16 protein-coding genes are annotated in these 16758 nt (G+C 60.7%); 7 read left to right on the forward strand and 9 right to left on the reverse strand.

Going from position 1 to position 16758, the window contains the following annotated elements:
* Window positions 1-141 precede the first annotated feature (141 nt).
* Window positions 142-1149, reverse strand: coding sequence for an iron ABC transporter substrate-binding protein (locus A9K68_RS07425; protein WP_065008487.1), 1008 nt, complete (start codon window positions 1147-1149; stop codon window positions 142-144).
* A 207-nt stretch (window positions 1150-1356) separates the two neighbouring features.
* On the opposite strand from A9K68_RS07425, the gene A9K68_RS07430 reads away from it, so the two are divergent.
* From A9K68_RS07430 to A9K68_RS07455, 6 genes are all read left to right on the forward strand, one after another.
* The gene (locus A9K68_RS07430; RefSeq protein WP_065008486.1) at window positions 1357-1908 is read left to right on the forward strand and encodes a sigma-70 family RNA polymerase sigma factor; all 552 of its coding nucleotides are present in this window, start codon (window positions 1357-1359) and stop codon (window positions 1906-1908) included.
* Window position 1909: 1 nt separating this feature from the next.
* Entirely contained in the window at window positions 1910-2548 is a 639-nt protein-coding gene (locus tag A9K68_RS07435) for an NrsF family protein (protein WP_065008485.1), read from the forward strand.
* A gap of 1164 nt (window positions 2549-3712) precedes the next feature.
* Window positions 3713-4474 (forward strand): DUF3365 domain-containing protein, encoded by a 762-nt coding sequence (locus A9K68_RS07440; RefSeq protein ID WP_065008547.1) that lies wholly within the window; start codon window positions 3713-3715, stop codon window positions 4472-4474.
* Window positions 4471-7203 carry a response regulator gene (locus tag A9K68_RS07445; RefSeq protein ID WP_065008484.1) on the forward strand — a complete coding sequence of 911 codons (2733 nt, stop codon included), beginning with the start codon at window positions 4471-4473 and terminating at the stop codon, window positions 7201-7203. Before A9K68_RS07440 ends, A9K68_RS07445 begins: the two co-directional genes overlap by 4 nt.
* A 49-nt stretch (window positions 7204-7252) precedes the next feature.
* On the forward strand, window positions 7253-7624 hold the full coding sequence (locus A9K68_RS07450) for a response regulator (protein ID WP_031255744.1): 372 nt from the start codon (window positions 7253-7255) through the stop codon (window positions 7622-7624).
* 25 nt (window positions 7625-7649) lie between these two features.
* Complete coding sequence (locus tag A9K68_RS07455; protein ID WP_065008483.1) at window positions 7650-9212, forward strand: adenylate/guanylate cyclase domain-containing protein; 1563 nt, start codon at window positions 7650-7652, stop codon at window positions 9210-9212.
* Between the two features lie 108 nt (window positions 9213-9320).
* Here the strand turns inward: A9K68_RS07455 and A9K68_RS07460 are convergent, their stop codons facing one another.
* The 7 genes from A9K68_RS07460 to A9K68_RS07490 form a co-directional block, all read right to left on the reverse strand.
* Window positions 9321-10199 carry a 3-hydroxybutyryl-CoA dehydrogenase gene (locus A9K68_RS07460; RefSeq protein WP_065008482.1) on the reverse strand — a complete coding sequence of 293 codons (879 nt, stop codon included), beginning with the start codon at window positions 10197-10199 and terminating at the stop codon, window positions 9321-9323.
* Between the two features lie 117 nt (window positions 10200-10316).
* Entirely contained in the window at window positions 10317-11246 is a 930-nt protein-coding gene (locus A9K68_RS07465) for an electron transfer flavoprotein subunit alpha/FixB family protein (protein ID WP_065008481.1), read from the reverse strand.
* A 19-nt stretch (window positions 11247-11265) separates the two neighbouring features.
* Window positions 11266-12015: an electron transfer flavoprotein subunit beta/FixA family protein gene (locus tag A9K68_RS07470; protein WP_065008480.1), complete on the reverse strand. Its 750-nt coding sequence runs from the start codon at window positions 12013-12015 to the stop codon at window positions 11266-11268.
* A gap of 312 nt (window positions 12016-12327) precedes the next feature.
* A complete protein-coding gene (locus A9K68_RS07475) occupies window positions 12328-13131 on the reverse strand; it encodes a rhomboid family intramembrane serine protease (RefSeq protein WP_065008479.1) in 804 nt (267 codons plus the stop codon).
* A 25-nt stretch (window positions 13132-13156) separates the two neighbouring features.
* Entirely contained in the window at window positions 13157-13738 is a 582-nt protein-coding gene (locus A9K68_RS07480; protein WP_065008478.1) for a cob(I)yrinic acid a,c-diamide adenosyltransferase, read from the reverse strand.
* Between the two features lie 28 nt (window positions 13739-13766).
* On the reverse strand, window positions 13767-13958 hold the full coding sequence (locus A9K68_RS07485; RefSeq protein WP_029348580.1) for a twin transmembrane helix small protein: 192 nt from the start codon (window positions 13956-13958) through the stop codon (window positions 13767-13769).
* 24 nt (window positions 13959-13982) lie between these two features.
* Window positions 13983-14849, reverse strand: a complete 867-nt coding sequence (locus A9K68_RS07490) for an SDR family oxidoreductase (RefSeq protein WP_082982390.1) — start codon at window positions 14847-14849, stop codon at window positions 13983-13985.
* 57 nt (window positions 14850-14906) lie between these two features.
* Here A9K68_RS07490 and A9K68_RS07495 point away from each other — a divergent pair, with 57 nt between their 5' ends.
* Window positions 14907-15758, forward strand: a complete 852-nt coding sequence (locus A9K68_RS07495; RefSeq protein WP_065008477.1) for a YihY/virulence factor BrkB family protein — start codon at window positions 14907-14909, stop codon at window positions 15756-15758.
* Between the two features lie 70 nt (window positions 15759-15828).
* Here the strand turns inward: A9K68_RS07495 and A9K68_RS07500 are convergent, their stop codons facing one another.
* Entirely contained in the window at window positions 15829-16704 is an 876-nt protein-coding gene (locus A9K68_RS07500; RefSeq protein ID WP_065008476.1) for a DMT family transporter, read from the reverse strand.
* Between the last annotated feature and the right edge of the window lie 54 nt (window positions 16705-16758).

Here is a 16758-nt window from a genome sequence, read left to right on the forward strand (position 1 = left end):
GAAGCGGTCGAAGGGCCGCAAACGCGGCCAGAAACGCAGCTTGTCGTCATGGACGAAATGCCACCTCGAAAAACAGAGCGCTCCTGCGGAAGCGAATTCCCGCAGGAGCGCAGTCGGTTGCCCTTTTAGGACGAACGCCGACTAAAGCAAGCCGGCTGCCGTCATCAAATCCGTCACCTTCTTGGAGTTCAGCGTCGTCGCGTCGACCTTCGGCGCCTGCAGTTCGGCCAGCGGCACCAGCGCCGGATTGGAATCCGCGTCCTTGCCGACCGCGTATTCGAAGGAATTGCCGGTCTTCAGCACGTCCTGACCACCCTTGCCGGTCACCCATTTCAGGAAGGCCTGGGCTTCCTTCGGGTGCTTGCTGGAGGCCAGCACGCCACCACCGGAAACCGAGACGAACGCGCCCGGATCCTGGTTCTTGAAATAGTGAAGCCCGATGTTCTTGCTGTTCTCACCGGTCTTGGCCTGGTCGCCGTAGTAGTAATAGTGATAAATCACTCCGCCTTCGACCTCGCCGGCATTGACCGCCTTCATCACCGTGCTGTTGCCTTTGTAGGCGGTGAAGTTCTCTTTCATCGCCTTCAGCCAGCCGGCCGTTGCGGCCTGACCCTTGAGCTGCAAAACCGCGCTGACGATCGCCTGGAAATCGGCGCCGGACGGCGAAGCGGCCCAGCGTCCCTTCCAACTCGGATCGGCGAGATCAAGCAGCGACTTGGGCAGCTGCTCCGCGGTCAGCTTGGTTTTGTTGTAAACAAAGACGGTGCTGCGCGCGGCGATGCCCACCCATTTTCCGCTGGACGGCTGGTACTCCTGCGGAACCTGGGCCAGCGTCTCGGCATCGACCGGCGCTAACAGGCCGGCGGATTCGACCAGCACCATGGCGGGGGAGTTTTCCGTCAGGAACACGTCGGCCGGCGACGCGGCGCCTTCGGCGACGATCTGGTTGGAGAAATCGCTGTCACCGCCGTGGCGAACGGTGACCTTGATGCCGGTTTCCTTGGTGAAACCTTCAACCCAAGCGTCGGTCAGGCTTTCATGCTGGGCATTGTAGACGACGATGCCGCCGTCCTGAGCCATTGCCGGGCCGACGATCAGGCTGATTGCAAGTGCCGCGGCACCGGCAAGGGCGGAAAGAGCATATTTCATGGACGTTATCCCTCTCGATCTCAATGGTCTTTGATTTAGCAAGACTGCACCTATCAATTCCTGATCGGTGTAGTCAACATTGATGAACGGCGCAATCGGGCGCTGGAGGTGAAACCTTCGTGATATTCCCATATTTTGGCTTGGACATTATTCGCCGGCCACGTAACAAATCAGCGCCGAGGCGCGAATATCGGGGAGTGAACTCTTGTGACCGGCAACGACGAGGCCGAGCTTTCCCGGCTGATGCGGGCCGCGATCGCGGGAGATGAAAAGGCTTACGCCGACTTTCTGCGCCGGACGGCTGCTCTCGTTCGCGGCTTTATCAGGCGCAAGATCGTTCAGGGCGGGGTCGATCCCGAGGACGTCGTGCAGGAAACCTTGCTGGCCATTCATGTGAAGCGGCATACCTGGCGGCAGGATCTGGCCGTGCTGCCCTGGGTCTACGCCATTGCGCGCTTCAAGTTGATCGATGCCTTTCGGCGGCGCGGGCGGCGCATCGAGATCGAAATCGACGAGATCGCCGAGACCTTCGCCGAGCCGGAGGTTGAGACGGTCAGCGAGCGCGACATCAATCGGGCATTGGACGGCCTGCCGCCGTCGCAGCGTTCCGTGGTCTCGTCGGTATCGGTCGAAGGCCGTTCCATCGGCGAGACGGCAGCGAAGTTCGGCATCAGCGAAACGGCGGTGCGCGTGTCGCTGCATCGTGGGCTCGCAACCATTGCCAAACGGTTCGGGGCCAGACAGTTCAAGCGGGAATGACATGAAGACCGACGATCTCATAAGGGCGCTCGACGCCGATGCCCACAGCAGGGCGATGCCGCTTGGCTCGGCCTGGTGGGTGGCCGCCGGTGCGGCTACGGCGATCGCGGCGGTGGTTTTCTGGCTGGCGATCGGCCCACGCACCGACATCGCGACCGCCATGCATACGATGCGCTTCCTCGCCAAGTTCGTCTTCACGACTCCTCTGGCCGTCAGCGCCTTCGCCTTGATCCGCGTCCTGTCGACACCCGGTGCATCGACGAGCAGGGCGGCGGCCTGGATGATTGCCGCACCGCTGCTGGTGATCGTTGCGATGGTGCTGGAACTCCTTTCCGTGCCTGAAGCCGACTGGGGCACGCGTCTGATCGGCAGCAATCTGGTGATCTGCCTGACATTCATCCCGCTGATCGGCATCGGTCCGCTCGCTATCTTCCTAGCGGTGCTGCGCTATGGCGCGCCGACGCGGCCGGTGCTTGCCGGAACGGTGGCGGGCCTGCTCGCCGGCGGGCTGGCGGCAACTTTCTATGCCGCACACTGCTTCGACGACTCGCCGCTTTTCGTCGCCACCTGGTACACGATCGCGATTGCCATCCTCGCGGCGCTCGGCGCGCTCGGCGGGCGGCTTCTCGTGCGCTGGTAGCTACGGCCCGCGATGGGAGACCGTGATGTTCTAAGGTCAAAACTCATTCATTTCTGAACGACCTAGTTCGACCCGTTGCGGAAGTTCGTTCGCCCGTGCCGAATTCACGCCCTTGACCCGATAATGACCTTCCTGACATCGCGCTTCAACGTCCGCACAGGGGGTGAATGCTGTCATTGTTGCGCAGTCGTGGAGGGACGAGCCACTGAATCTCGATCTGCGAGCAGGTAACGATCGGCCAGCGCCGTGATCACTCGGGATCAGTTCGACTCGCCGCCGCGGGGGCCAATGAGACCTTGGCATGCGACATGGCAGATACTGTGGGCTGGACAAATCATGGGCCGGCCGCATTCCGCCCCGACCCGGAACTCGGATTGGGACGCTTTGACAAAGCGCACGTGATTTCGTCGCGTGAGATACCAATGTCGTTAAGAATGTCATCCGGTGACCGGCTCAACCCGTCCGTTATCATCCACATAGCTTTTCGCTCGGCGCGAAGGCGGAACCATCCGCGAATATAGCCAATGGTGCCATTATGAAAACTTGTCCACATCGAAGTCATTCCTTAATCATCTGCTCGAACACACGGCACGGAACGGCACTGGCGGTATTCACCGCGAGAAGGACCGGTTACGTCGCATCAATTCCGAACTTATCGGTCTCGTCCGGCTGGGCGCCTCGCGGCGGCAGCGACTGCAACCGCGCCGGCGAGGGTTAAAAACTGATTGTTTTTCGTAACCTAGTTCTGTTTCCTTTCAGCGATGATGGTTCATCAAGCGATCAAGATGACATGCATAAGTTGTGCCGGCCGACAACATAAGGCCAGAACCATCATCTTCTTCTACAAACAATTGCTATGCTAAGTTTACGGTGCGTGAGGTCGCGCTCGAACACAACGAACAGATATTTCAAAGCTAATTTTCTAGCTTTAGCAAGCTATATTTTAACGGCAAGCTTGACAAATCCACCGCTAACCTCTCGGTGCTCCACCCAGGGTGGTCAAGAGACGTTCGGCAAAAAACGGGTTTGCGGGCCAGGGCCGCTTCGGAGCGGGCGGCGGATGCTTCGTTCCTTCTCTCACCGTTTGCACATGGGCGTTTGTCGCTACGCTATCGGCCTGCGTTGTGCTATACTTTTTCTTTGGCTTCTTTCGACGGGATGGAGATGTTCGCCCTGTCAACCTTGACGCGGAGAAGCATTGGCGTTGCTCTTGTCGGTTGCGCGTTCCTCGCGCCGGCTGCCATGGGAGCGGGAGATTCTGAAGATGTCGCGATGGGAATCCGCCTTGCGGAATTGCTTCGCGCTGGGCGAAGCGTTGTCTCCAACTATCAGACACTAATCAACGATCCCGCACTTGGCGACAAGCACCTCGACAGCGAGCGGTTTGCGAGCGAGGCCATCGCCGTTTACTCAAAAAACACCGGCCAGGACCCGTTTTCCGGCGAATTGACCAATCGCGACCGGCGTCTGCTTGAGGCCCAGATTGGGGCTATGCGGGAGGTGGTGGAAGAGCAGCAAGATGACATCAACCGCGCTGGGATCGGGTTCAAGGGCTTCGTGCCGGCCGTTTTCGCGCGTCTGTTGAATGAGAAATTCGCCGCCAAGGTTGGCAACGAGGCTCTGGTACGCGTGACTGCGCCCGAGCAACTCGTGCGCAACCGCAAATCTCTTCCGGACGCCTGGGAAGCCAGCATCATCGTAAGCGTCTTTTCAGATCCGAAGAGAGCAAAAGGCGAAGCCTACACGGATGTGACCGAGGTGGAGGGACGCCCGGCATTTCGAATGCTCCTGCCCGAATACTATACGGAGTCGTGCCTTTCCTGCCACGGCGAGCCGAAGGGCGAGATCGACATAACTGGATATCCCAAGGAGGGCGGAAAAGCCGGCGATCTGGGGGGCGCAATCAGCATCGTCTTGTTCAAATGAGCGTCCTGGAACAGACACCCCACGAGGTGGAAGCCCTACCGGCGCCGTCGAAATCCCTGGGACGTCGCCTTGCCAGTCTGCCGATCGCGGCCCGCGTAGCTGCACTGACAGCGGCCGGCCTCATCAGTCTCATCGTATCTTCCATCCTTCTCACGCAGGCGCTTTATCGCAGTGCCGACCGCACCGCAGACACAAAGGCATTGTTCGATCTCGCGGCGACTGCGGCTGCGGCACACGTGACCTTTGGCGAATTGCGATACTGGCTCACCGATTTGTCGGTCAGCTTGCTAATGAACTCCCAGCGGAATGCCGAGCAGGCGCGTGAGCGACTGCTGGACCAACTGGACGGCCTTTCGAAATCATCCCCCGATGCAGTGAGGGAAATCCGTGTCGAGATCGATGACTACGTCAAAAGGGCACTAGAGGCGGCGGACAGCTATACTCAGGATAACCGCATCATTGGAAACGCTCTCCTGGCCGAGGCGCGAACCCACAGCACGAATGTCGATGCCGCCCTTAACAAACTTGTCGAGCAAGTGAGCGCCGAGGCAGAAGCTGCTCGTAACGAGGCTGTAAGGCTAGCCCAGAAAACCGCGACTACCGCTGCCATTCTGGTGGTCGTCGTGCTGTTGATTGGGTCGCTTCTTACGATCCTTGTTCTTCGCTCGATCATTGGCCCGTTACGGCGGCTGAACCGGGTCATCGGCGAACTGACGCAAGGACGCTACGATATTGAAATACCGATTGAGGGAGGCGACGAACTCGGCGCAATGTCGCGGACGCTTCGACTTTTTCGCGCGGGCGCGATTGAAAAGAAACGACTGGAAGACGAGGCGGAGCAGCAAAGACGGACGATCGCAGCGGCGCTTGAGGCAATTTCTGACGGATTTGTCCTATTCGATCCGCAGGACAGGGTCATCCTGGCCAACAGCAAATTTTGCGAATTCTTCCCTGACCATGCGCGAGCTTCTCTTCCTGGGCAAAGCTTCCAAGAAATCTTGGAGCAACGCCTGGCGGGCGGGCAAGTCGACCTTGCGGGCGCGTCGCCGGAGGAGTGGATTGCCCAGCGGTTACACATCCACAAGGACCCGGCGGGCTTCGTCGGTGAGGATCGCTTCGGCGACAGATGGGTTCGCGTAAGCAGGCGAAAAACGCCTGACGGCGGCGCGGTCGCCGTTTACACCGACATCACGGAATTGAAACAGAGACAAGACGAACTCGAGCGCGCCAAGAGCCGTGCTGAATCGACGAATGAAGCCAAGAGCCGCTTCGTCGCATCCGTCAGCCACGAACTGCGTACGCCGCTGAACGCGATTATTGGCTACAGCGAGATGCTGATCGAAGATGCGAGCGACCAGCACATGGTGGAATTCGTTCCGGAACTGGAGAAGATCGCCGCGGCTGGTCGCCATCTCCTGGCGCTCATCAACGACATCCTCGACTTGTCGAAGATCGAGGCGAACAAGATGGAAATTTTCTTAGAAACGTTCGACGTCGCCGATTTGATGCGCGACGTCCGGGCCACAGTCGCGCCTTTGATGGCGAAAAACCGAAACGGTTTCGTACTGGACCTCGAGGACGACCTCGGGAAAATGCATTCGGACCAGACGAAGTTGCGTCAGAACCTTTTTAACCTGCTCAGCAACGCCGCCAAGTTTACCGAAGGGGGTCGAGTAGCACTCGCGGTGCGTCGCGACAGGCGACCAAACGGCGATTGGCTGATATTCAAAGTGTCCGACACCGGGATTGGGATGACGTCGGAGCAGCAGGAACGGCTCTTCGACGCTTTTACGCAGGCGGACGCATCCACCACTCGCAACTATGGCGGAACGGGGCTTGGCCTCAGTATAACCCGGAGTTTTAGCCGAATGATCGGCGGCGTTGTAAAGGTCGAGAGCGAACTCGGAAAAGGCTCGACCTTCACAATGGAGATTCCAGCCGAGTTCAAAAAAGAATCTAGCGAGCAACACCCCTCCGAAGCTGTGCCGTTGCCGCCACGAGACAAGGCGGTTCTGATCATAGATGATGAACCAGCCGCCCGAACCGTCATCGCCAGCGCTTTGGCGGAGGCGGGACTGGCATCGTTCGAAGCAGCAAGCGGCGAAGAAGGAATAGCCGCTGCTCGAGCGCATCGCCCCGCGGCGATCATTCTCGACATCATCATGCCGCATCAGGACGGCTGGTCAGTGCTGCGATCTCTGAAGAACGATAGGGAGCTTTGCGAGATTCCTGTGATCCTTGCGACTATACTTGCAGATCGCGAACTCGGCCTCTCACTCGGGGCGGTTGAATACCTGACGAAGCCGATCGACACCGAGAAGCTGATTCAAACAATTGAGGCTTGCGGCGGTGGCAACCGCGATGTGCTTGTAATTGATGACGACCAAGCCTCCCGCGATTTCCTTCGGCGTATCCTGATCAAGAAGGATTGGCGGGTTCACGAGGCAAGCGACGGCGTGCGCGGCCTTGGCCTGATGAAACGGCTGTTGCCGCGCCTGGTGGTGCTTGATCTGCTGATGCCCGAAATGGACGGGTTTCAGACATTGAGTGAAATGCAGCAGACGCCCGAACTGCAGAACATTCCGGTGGTCGTAGTTACCTCGAAAGATCTGTCGATGAACGAGCTCGAATGGCTCCGCGATAGGGCGGTTGCCGTTGTGACCAAGGGCGCGAACAGCAGGTCTCAATTCGTCAAGGCGCTCGAACGCCAGATTTCCGCGGCCGAGTAGGTTGGCCCGGCATCTCAGTTCGTTGACCCATCGTTAGAAGAGGCCGAAGATGACGAGAATCCTTCTGGTGGAAGACAACGAAATGAATCGCGACATGCTCTCGCGGCGGTTGTCGCGGCGTGGGTTCGAAGTGCTTATTGCGGAAAACGGACAATCCGGCGTGGAACTAACCATTTCGGAAAGACCGGATCTGATCCTTATGGATATGAGCCTGCCCGTGATGGACGGATGGGAGGCGACACGGCGGATCAAGGCTGATCCGGCCACCTCGGGGATCCCTATAATCGCGCTTTCTGCGCATGCTATGACCAGCGATCGGGAATTGGCGCTTGAGGCCGGCTGCGATGACTACGACAGCAAGCCGGTGGACCTGCCGAGGCTTGTCCAGAAAATCGAACAATTGCTTGCCGCAAATCCGTGAGCCGCCGAGTCGGCGGATTGGAGACATGACTGCCAACGAGTTCCAACGCCACGCAATAGCCGCCCATCTGGCGCAGACGCTTGCTGGACCAGCACGGGCAATCTCGGGATTTCAGGAACTGCTGCTAGAACAGGTGCAGAACCACAGTCTGGTGCACATCACTCCAGATCTTGAGAGGGTCGGCGCCGCTGCCCAGCAATTGAACAGCCTCATCGACAGCTTGATCCATGGCAAAGCCGACTATCCGGACCATGCAGGGCGCGAGATCGAGGCGAAACTGCGCCACGATTTGCGAACACCACTCAACGCGATTATCGGCTACTCCGAAATGATCCTTGAAGAAGCCGAAGAATTGCACGAACACGCATTGGACGAAGATGTCAGGGTGATGCTCGCGGCTGCGGCCGAGCTGTTGGCGCATGTCGATGCAATTGCCGGCCTATCGCGCGCCAGCGACAACGAAGGGCTGTGGACGACGGATCAGGCAGAAATCGATGCAGCAGGGCTCGAAAGGGCGCTGGGCAAGACGGAGCGCGATGCATTCTCAGGACGCAACGGTAGAATACTTGTCGTCGACGACATCAGCAGTAACCGCGATCTTCTCTCGCGCCGCTTGCTGCACGACGGTCATCAGGTAGTCACTGCCGAGTCAGGCCTGTCCGCGCTGACTCGCCTTGCGGAATATGAATTCGACCTTGTTCTGTTGGACATACTGATGCCGGACATGAACGGCATCGAGGTGCTCTCGCGATTGAAAGCTGAGCGCCGGTGGCGGCACATCCCGGTCATTGTGATATCGGGGCTGAACGAAGTCGACGCCGTGGTCCGCTGCATCGAGGCGGGAGCCGACGACTACTTGCTTAAACCGTTCAATCCGGTCCTGCTGCGCGCCCGGATCAACTCCAGTCTGGAGAAGAAGCGTTGGCGCGACCGCGAGCACCAGTATCTTCAGCGGATCGAGGCGGAAAAGCGGCGGGCCGACTCGCTTCTACATGCCGTCCTGCCCGGTCAAATCGTTGCGCGGCTGCAAGGGGGCGAGGAGATCATTGCGGACCGGTTCGAGGAAGTGACCATCCTTTTTGCCGATATTGTCGGATTCTCGCCTATCGCAGCGAAATTGCCGGCATCCGACCTTATCAAGCGCCTCGACCGGATGTTCAGCATGTTCGATGCGCTGGCGGAGAAGCATTCCGTGGAGAAGATCAAGACAATCGGAGACGCGTATATGGCCGCTTGTGGTCTTCCGGACCCGGCGGCCGATCACGCCGACAGGACCGTGGCGCTGGGAAAATCCATGCTGGACTCGTTGAGGCTCTTCGCGTCGGGCAGCGATAGTTTTCGCGTCCGAATCGGCGTACACACCGGACCGGTGATCGCCGGTCTGATCGGCCGACATCGGTTCGTCTATGATGTCTGGGGCGAAACCGTGAACATCGCAAGCCGGCTCGAGTCCCAGGGCGTAGCCGACCGCATGCAAATCTCGGAGGCAACCAGACGCGCTCTACACGCCTCTTGGGAGTTAGAACCGCGCTGCACGGTGGAACTGAGAGGCGTCGGCACGATGGAAACCTATCTCGTTCGACACTGATGTCTGATTCCCTCAGGATATTCCGCAAGGCGACGCGTAAGCGAGTAGCTTACGGTAGTAATAGCCTCTCAACGACCGCGCGCGATGTCCCTGAGCTCGTATCGCCGGTCAGCGCGTCGGAACGGGATGCTCGCCGCGATAGTCGTAGAAGCCGCGTCCGGTCTTGCGGCCGAGCCAGCCGGCCTCGACATATTTCACCAGCAGCGGGCAGGGGCGGTATTTCGAATCCGACAGGCCGTCATGCAGCACCTGCATGATCGACAGGCAGGTGTCGAGGCCGATGAAATCGGCAAGCTGCAGCGGTCCCATCGGATGGTTGGCGCCGAGCCTCATGGCGGTGTCGATCGCGTCGACCGAGCCGACCCCTTCATAGAGCGTGTAGATCGCCTCGTTGATCATCGGCAGCAGGATGCGGTTGACGATGAAGGCCGGAAAATCCTCCGAGACGGTGATCGTCTTGTCGAGATGGTTCACATAAGCCTTTGCCGCTTCAAAGGTCTGGTCCTCGGTGGCGATACCGCGCACCAGTTCGACCAGCTTCATCAGTGGAACCGGATTCATGAAATGAATGCCGATGAAACGCTCCGGCCTGTCGGTCTGCGCGGCGAGACGGGTGATCGAAATCGACGAGGTGTTCGTCGCCAGGATGGCTTCCGGATTGAGCTGCGGGCAGAGCTGGGCGTAGATCTTGCGCTTGACCGTCTCGTCCTCGGTCGCCGCTTCGATCACCAGATCGGCAGCCGCAAGGTCGGCCATGGTGGGCGCTGCCGAAATGCGCGCCATCGCTTCGTTGCGCAGCTTTTCCTCGAGTTTGCCGGAGCCGACCTGGCGGGCCATGTTGCCGCTGATCGTGGCGATGCCCTTTTCGATGCGGTCGGGTGAGATGTCGTAGACCAGCACCTTGTACCCCGCAAGCGCGGACACATGGGCGATGCCGCCGCCCATCTGGCCCGCGCCGATGATGCCGATCGTCTCGATCTTGTTCATTACACCGATCCCGTCAAAAGGCCTTTGCGGCCTGCTTTTTGTGCGGTGCAAACTAAAAGGGCGGGGCGACTTCGTCTACCCCGCCCTTCACAATTTAATACGCTTTGGCAGAAGGCGTCAAAGCGCCTTTTGCAGTTCCGGCAGAATGACGAAGAGATCGCCGACGAGGCCGTAGTCGGCGACCTGGAAAATCGGCGCTTCCTCGTCCTTGTTGATGGCGACGATGACCTTCGAATCCTTCATGCCGGCAAGATGCTGGATGGCGCCGGAGATGCCGACGGCGATGTAGAGATCGGGTGCCACCACCTTGCCGGTCTGGCCGACCTGCCAGTCGTTCGGTGCATAGCCGGCATCGACTGCGGCACGCGAGGCGCCGACGGCCGCACCGAGCTTGTCGGCGATCGGCAGGATGACTTCCTGGAACTTTTCCGAGGAGCCCAGCGCGCGGCCGCCCGAGATGATGATCTTGGCCGAAGTCAGCTCCGGACGATCGGTCTCGGAAAGCTTGTTCTCGACGAAGCTCGACAGGCCGGGATTGGCCGCCGCCTGAACCGTCTCGACCGGGGCGGAACCGCCCTCGGGTGCGGCCTGGAAGGAGGCGGTGCGCACGGTGATGACCTTCTTGGCGTCGCTCGACTGCACCGTCTGGATGGCGTTGCCGGCATAGATCGGCCGCTTGAAGGTGTCGGGCGATACAACTTCGATGATCTCCGATACCTGCGCGACATCGAGCAGGGCTGCCACGCGCGGCGCGACATTCTTGCCCGACGAGGTCGCCGGCGCGATGATCGTGTCATAGGCACCGGCTATGCCGACGACGAGTGCGGCCAGCGGCTCGGCGAGGCGCTCGGTGAGTTCGTCGGCTTCGGCGAGCAGCACCTTGCTCACGCCCTTGAGCTTGGCGGCAGCATCGGCAGCGCCGTTTGCGCCCTTGCCGGCGACCAGCACATTCACGTCCGAGCCGATCTGCAGTGCCGCCGAAAGCGCCTTGGCGGTCTGGTCGGAAAGCGTCGCATTGTCGTGTTCGGCAATCAGAAGAATTGTCATTTTTTGTCCCTTCCCAGCCTTACAGCACGCCGGCTTCGTTCTTGAGCTTGTCGATCAATTCGGCGACGCTCTTGACCTTGACGCCCGCCTTGCGGCCGCCCGGCTCCTCGGTCTTGATCACCTTCAGCCGCGGCTTGACGTCGGCGCCGTAGTCGGCCGGGCTCTTCTCGTCGAGCGGCTTCTTCTTGGCTTTCATGATGTTGGGCAGCGAGGCATAGCGCGGCTGGTTGAGGCGAAGATCCGCGGTGACAATCGCCGGCATCTTCAGCTCCACCGTCTGCAGGCCGCCGTCAACCTCGCGCGTCACCTTGGCGTTGTCGCCATCGATAACGACCTTGGAAGCGAAAGTGCCTTGCGCCCAGCCGAGAAGTGCGGCCAGCATCTGGCCGGTCTGGTTCGAATCGTCGTCGATCGCCTGCTTGCCGAGAATGACGAGACCGGGCTTTTCCGCCTCGACCACGCCCTTCAGCACCTTGGCGACGCCCAGCGGCTCCGTCTGCTCGTCGGTCTTGACCAGGATGGCGCGGTCGGCGCCCATGGCGAGGGCGGTGCGCAAGGTCTCCTGCGCCTGCTGCGGCCCGATCGAGACAACGATGATCTCTTCCGCCTTGCCAGCCTCCTTCAGCCGGATCGCCTCTTCGACCGCGATCTCGTCGAACGGGTTCATCGCCATCTTGACGTTGGCGAGTTCCACCGCCGAACCGTCAGCTTTCACACGAACCTTCACATTCGCATCCACAACCCGCTTCACGGGCACAAGGATCTTCATTTGCCTGTCACCTCTTTCACGATAGCCACCTCTTTCAAGATAGTCGGGGGCGCTATAGCAGTGTGCGCCTCTTCAGAGTTGTCGAAAGCCGACATTCCGGACGGAATTCTAGTCTCCGACCGCCTAAAGCGCGTCGCGTTTGACCGGCCTCGCGCGACGCGCTTTAGGTTGTTGTTTTATGCATGTCGTTATCGCAAAACCGCTGCACACTTTTGCGCGACATGCATTGTGGGAAAGCTTCCGTAGTTGCGGCGACCCCGCACGTCAATATCCGAGGCGCGCCCAAATTATCCGTGACGCACTCAAATCGGTTCAGTCCGGACTGGACGCGCTTCCCCGTCCCCAGCGCGGCGCCGCCTGCGCCGGTTGCGGGTCGCTTGACGCCGGCTCTGCGGCAACAGGCACCTGGCCGGCGACCACCACTGCCTCTTCCTCAGCACCGGCAAGCAGTGGTACGGCGCGATTGCGCAAAATGAGCACCAGCACGGCCCCGGCGATGATGCCGCCGACATGGCAGGCCCAGGAAATCTGATCCTCGCCACCGGCGGCGAACATCACGATCTGGAACAGGATCCACAGGATGAGCGGGATGAAGGCCGGGATCCGCAGCGGGATGCGGGCGAAGGCCAGCACCCATACCTTCACCCTGGGGTAGAGGATCAGATAGGCGGCGACCACGCCGGCGATGGCGCCCGAGGCACCAATCAGCGGAACCTGCGAGTCCCACGCGATCAGGCCTTGGAAGAAGGCGCCGGCGATGGCGCACAGCAGGTAGAAGATGAGAAAGCGTACATGACCGAGCGCGTCCTCGACATTGTCGCCGAACACCCAGAGGAACAGCATGTTGCCGCCGAGGTGAAAAATATCGGCATGCAGGAAGGAATAGGTGACGTAGCTCAAGCTCTCCGGGATCACGACAAACTGCGGAGCCAGTTCGACGCTGTCGTGGACGACGGACGGGATGAAGCCCAGGCCCAGCACAGCAGCGTTGGTGAACTGCTCGCCGCCAAGCGCGGTGGCGAAGTAGATCAGCGTGTTGAACGCGATCAGGCCGATCGTCACATATTGCTGCTTGATGTGGCGCAGCCGGTTGGTGTCATAAAGCGGGATGAACATCGGACCCCCTCCCGCCTCGGCAGATTCAGCGGTTCTTGCCGGGAACCCATAGCACGTCGGCGTTTCCATTGTCATTGACCGCGCGTGCGGCGACGAACAGAAAGTCCGACACGCGGTTGATGTATCTTATCGCCTCGCGGTTGACATGCTCGCTTGGGTCCTGCGTCAAAGCCACCATGATGCGCTCGGCCCGCCGTGCCACCGTGCGGGCAAGATGAAGGGCCGCCGCCGCCGCCGTGCCGCCGTTCAGCACGAAGGATTTGAGCGGCTGCAGGTCCTTGTTGAGCAGGTCGATGTCCTTTTCGACACGGTCGGTCTGCGCAGCGGTGATGCGCAGCGGCTCATAGCCGAGCGGCTTGCCGTCATCCGGCACGGCCAGATCGGCGCCGAGGTCGAAAAGGTCGTTCTGGATGCGGCCGAGCATCGCGTCGATCCCCGGATGTGCTGCCGCGGTGTGAATGCGGGCCATGCCGATGCAGGCATTGGCTTCGTCGATCGTGCCATAGGCGTCAATGCGCAGATCGGATTTCAGCCGCCGTTCACCGGTGCCAAGGCCGGTGGTGCCGTCATCGCCGGTGCGGGTGTAGATCTTGTTGAGCTTGACCACGCTCTGCCTCCCGAAATCGCTGCCCTCGTCACTTGCGGGTGAAATACACCGCCAGCATGATCAGCACCAATGCCACGAACTGCAGCAGCACGCGGGTCTGCATCAGCTTGTTGGAGGTCATGGCGGAGCCGCCGCGCATCATGTTGATGAGGCCGCGGATCAGCACGATCACCACGGCGACCATGACGAGGACAGCGAGGATGTTGAAGACGGTTGCCATAGTGTGTTTTCCAGTCGATTGCGTTCAGGCGCGTTTGGCAAGCAGGCGGTAGAGCATTGATGCCGGCAGGACGCGTTTGAGGATAACGCCGATCCTGGCCGGCACCGTTACCACATAATGCGGACGCGGGCGCCGCGACAGAAGCGCATGGCGCAAGGCCGCATGAACCACCTCCGGCCCAGGCTTCAGCCGTGACGTGCTGCCGCCGGCCTGCAGCCTTTGCAGTTGCGCCTCGTAGGCAAGACGGTGGACGGAATTCTCACGGTCGATATTCCTGAGAAACCACCCAAGGCCGTTGCTGGCGATCTTCGATGTTACCGGCCCCGGCTCGATCAGCGAGACATGGATGCCGCTGCCCTGGAGTTCCTGATGCATGCACAGCATCAGCCCTTCGATCGCGTGCTTGGACGCCGAATAGGCGCCGCGAAAGGGCAGCGGCGCCAGGCCGAGGATCGAGGAGCAATGGACGAGACGGCCATGGCCCTGGCGGCGCATCACCGGCACGACACGGCGGGTGAGGTCATGCCAGCCGAAGACATTCGCCTCGAATTGCTCCCTGAGTGCTGCGACCGGCAGGTCCTCGACGGCGCCGGGCTGGGCGTAGGCGCCATTGTTGAACAGGGCATCGAGCCGTCCGTCCGTCCGTTCCAGCACCGACGCCACCAGCGTCTCGATGGATCCAGGTTCGCGGTAGTCCAGATAGAAAGCCTCGATGCCATCGGCCTCGAGGGCAGCGATGTCCTCTGGCTTGCGCGCCGTCGCGAAGACCTGCCAGCCTTCCGCCTTCAGCGCTCGCGCGCAATAGGCGCCTATCCCGGAAGAAGCACCGGTGACGATGATGGTGCGCAACTCTTCTCCGGGAGGAAGCGTGGTTTGACCTAGGCTTGCCATTTGCAGCAATCCCTTCCCATATTCGCGGCGTCGAGACAATCGAAGGGAACGCGGTTCTTGTTGCGGAAGATCGTAGCCCTCAAACGCGTGCTTTATGACGCGTTCGGCCATTTCGATGCGGACGATGGCTGGGCGATGGCCAGTCATCTGGCGATCACGGCGCTGATGGCGCTTTTCCCCTTTCTGATTTTCGCCACGACACTGGCCAGCTTCCTCGGCGCACAGGCTTTTGCCGACACCGCCGTGCATCTCGTATTCGACACCTGGCCCGAGCAGATCGCCAAGCCGATCGCGCGCGAAGTGCTCAACGTGCTCACCGTGCAGCGCAGCGACCTGTTGACCTATGGCGTGCTGCTTGCCGCCTTCTTCGCCTCGAACGGTATCGAGGCGCTGCGCACCTCGCTCAACCGCGCCTACCGCGTTTCCGAAACGCGCGGGATCATCTATCGACGGGTGCAGAGCATCGCCTTCGTTTTGATCGCCACGGCAGGTTTTCTGGTGATCAGCGTGCTCGTGGTTTTCGCGCCCTTACTGGGGCGGCTGGCCGAGGCCAATTTCGAATGGATAAAGCCCTATATGGGCACGATCACGCTGTGGCGTTACATCATCGCCTCCGCCGTCATCGTCGGCGGGCTGTTCGCGGTGCATTACTGGCTGCCTGCGGGCAAGCGCCGCTTCGTCTCGATCATACCGGGCATCATCTTCACGCTGATTGCCTGGCTCATCGGGTCGACCATCTTCGCCGCCTATCTCGAGCGTTTCTCGTCGTATGTGACGACCTATGCCGGCCTTGCCTCGATCATGGTCGCGGTCGTCTTCCTCTACATCGTGTCGGCGATCTTCATCCTCGGCGGTGAGCTCAATGCCGCGATCAGCCGCTATCTGGAGGCACGCGCGAGAGTCGGCTGAGTCTTAGTTGAGCATGATCTTTTCCGAAAACCGGTTCCCACTTTTTGCTTCGCTGACCTTCGGTTCGGGATCATGCTTTGGTCGGCTGAGCGGTTGCCAGCCCGACGCCGAGCGTCGCGATCGCCATGCCGACGATCTGGACCAGGTTCAACTGTTCGCCGAACAATACCCAGGCGATGACCGCGGTGACGGCCGGGACCAGATAGAACAGCGAAGCGACTTTCGACATCTCGCCGTCGCGGATCATCACCATCAACAGGAAGATGGCGCCGATCGACAGCACCAGCACCAACCATGCCATGGCGAAGATCAACTCGCCGTTGACGACAACCGTTCGCGACTCGAAGGCGAGCGAGGCCAGGACCATCACCGATGCGCCGCCGACATATTGCCATTTGGTGGCCGCCACGAGATCGCCGCCGGAGGCGAAGCGCTTCTGCCAGATCGTGCCGGCGCTCATGCCGAGCACCGAGACAAGCGAGGCGGCCAGCGTCTCGGCCGTCACGCCGCCGCCGAGCGCACCGAGCTTCGGCCAGAGCACGATGACCACACCGACCAGACCGATGCCGAGACCGGCCCAATGGCGCGGCAGGATGGCCTCGCCGAGAAATCGGCCGGCCATCACCGCGGTGATCAGCGGCTGCAGCCCGACGATCAGGGCCGAAAGCCCGGCCGGCATGCCCCTGTGGATGGCCCAGAACACGCCGCCGAGATAGACGCCATGCATCAGGATGCCGGCGCCGGTGGCGTGGAGCGCTTCCGCACGCGTCGCCCGCCTGGAACCGAGTGCTGCCATCAAGGCGGCCAAGAGGACGGCGGCCAGAACGAAGCGGGCGGCGAGAAAGGTGAAGGGTTCCGCCCACGGCATGGCGTATCGCGCACCGATGAAGCCGGTCGCCCACAGGACGACGAAGGAGGCGGGGATGAACCGCTTGATGCTGTGCATTTTCGGGAGGCTGCCGCGTGATCGGTGAGGGTTGAGTGTCGCGACTGCTGTAAT

Origin of the sequence: Mesorhizobium sp. AA22 (assembly GCF_001672375.2) — a bacterium.
GTDB classification, from domain to species: Bacteria; Pseudomonadota; Alphaproteobacteria; order Rhizobiales; family Rhizobiaceae; genus Mesorhizobium; species Mesorhizobium wenxiniae.

What these genes read in the sequence shown, in the direction of transcription:
- A9K68_RS07425 (WP_065008487.1), bottom strand. Translation starts at nt 1,149, where the DNA reads ATGAAATATGCTCTTTCCGCCCTTGCCGGTGCCGCGGCACTTGCAATC.
- A9K68_RS07435 (WP_065008485.1), top strand. Translation starts at nt 1,910, where the DNA reads ATGAAGACCGACGATCTCATAAGGGCGCTCGACGCCGATGCCCACAGC.
- A9K68_RS07440 (WP_065008547.1), top strand. Translation starts at nt 3,713, where the DNA reads ATGTTCGCCCTGTCAACCTTGACGCGGAGAAGCATTGGCGTTGCTCTT.
- A9K68_RS07445 (WP_065008484.1), top strand. Translation starts at nt 4,471, where the DNA reads ATGAGCGTCCTGGAACAGACACCCCACGAGGTGGAAGCCCTACCGGCG.
- A9K68_RS07450 (WP_031255744.1), top strand. Translation starts at nt 7,253, where the DNA reads ATGACGAGAATCCTTCTGGTGGAAGACAACGAAATGAATCGCGACATG.
- A9K68_RS07455 (WP_065008483.1), top strand. Translation starts at nt 7,650, where the DNA reads ATGACTGCCAACGAGTTCCAACGCCACGCAATAGCCGCCCATCTGGCG.
- A9K68_RS07460 (WP_065008482.1), bottom strand. Translation starts at nt 10,199, where the DNA reads ATGAACAAGATCGAGACGATCGGCATCATCGGCGCGGGCCAGATGGGC.
- A9K68_RS07465 (WP_065008481.1), bottom strand. Translation starts at nt 11,246, where the DNA reads ATGACAATTCTTCTGATTGCCGAACACGACAATGCGACGCTTTCCGAC.
- A9K68_RS07470 (WP_065008480.1), bottom strand. Translation starts at nt 12,015, where the DNA reads ATGAAGATCCTTGTGCCCGTGAAGCGGGTTGTGGATGCGAATGTGAAG.
- A9K68_RS07475 (WP_065008479.1), bottom strand. Translation starts at nt 13,131, where the DNA reads ATGTTCATCCCGCTTTATGACACCAACCGGCTGCGCCACATCAAGCAG.
- A9K68_RS07485 (WP_029348580.1), bottom strand. Translation starts at nt 13,958, where the DNA reads ATGGCAACCGTCTTCAACATCCTCGCTGTCCTCGTCATGGTCGCCGTG.
- A9K68_RS07490 (WP_082982390.1), bottom strand. Translation starts at nt 14,849, where the DNA reads ATGGCAAGCCTAGGTCAAACCACGCTTCCTCCCGGAGAAGAGTTGCGC.
- A9K68_RS07500 (WP_065008476.1), bottom strand. Translation starts at nt 16,704, where the DNA reads ATGCACAGCATCAAGCGGTTCATCCCCGCCTCCTTCGTCGTCCTGTGG.